This window comes from Mesorhizobium sp. M4A.F.Ca.ET.020.02.1.1 (assembly GCF_004022645.1).
Taxonomy (GTDB): Bacteria; Pseudomonadota; Alphaproteobacteria; order Rhizobiales; family Rhizobiaceae; genus Mesorhizobium.
The window spans coordinates 1-530 of record NZ_RZOI01001366.1 but is presented as its reverse complement, the minus strand read 5'-3'; the positions used below and the strand labels follow the sequence as shown (position 1 = coordinate 530).

The window sequence follows — 530 nt, the reverse complement described above, 5'->3', positions numbered from 1 at the left end:
ATCGGATTTGCCGATGGCCTGGCCAACAGCGATACCTCGAGCGGTAACGGCAAAGGCGGCAGCTTCAACGGCAACGGCAATTCCGGCAGCTTCAACGGCAACGGGAACGCCGGCAATTTCAACGGCAATGGCAACGCCGGCAGCTTCAATGGCAACGGCAATGGCGGCAGCTTCAACGGCAACGCCAATTGCGGCAATGGCTTCGGCAACGGATTTTCATCCGACGGCAATGGCAATGGGAAGGATGAGGGAGACCCACCTGCCTGGTGCCGCTTCCTGAGGGATCTGAATGGGCGGTTGGGGCTGCCGCCCGGCACAATCCCGGACTTCGACTGACCGGAGCCAGCCGCGCACGCGCTCGGGCGGCATGCACCGTCGATCGGATGACGGCGTCAGGTCCTGACTTCGACGATTGCCGTCAGGAAGCCGGCAAGGTCGTCGGTGACGAAATCGACATCGTCCTCATTGGCCGGGTCGCGTTCCCAGATCTCCGAAAAGGTCGGCTCGAAATTGCGTGGCACCACCAGTAC

The 530-nt window shown here is 61.9% G+C and carries 1 protein-coding gene and 1 pseudogene; one reads left to right on the top strand and one right to left on the bottom strand.

Features of this window, described 5'->3' with window-relative positions:
• On the top strand, window positions 1-336 hold a 336-nt coding region (locus EN742_RS38545), incomplete at its 5' end, for a hypothetical protein (RefSeq protein ID WP_210214518.1).
• Between the two features lie 56 nt (window positions 337-392).
• Here EN742_RS38545 and EN742_RS39915 read toward each other — a convergent pair.
• Window positions 393-530, bottom strand: a pseudogene (locus EN742_RS39915) (pyrimidine 5'-nucleotidase); the annotation flags it as partial.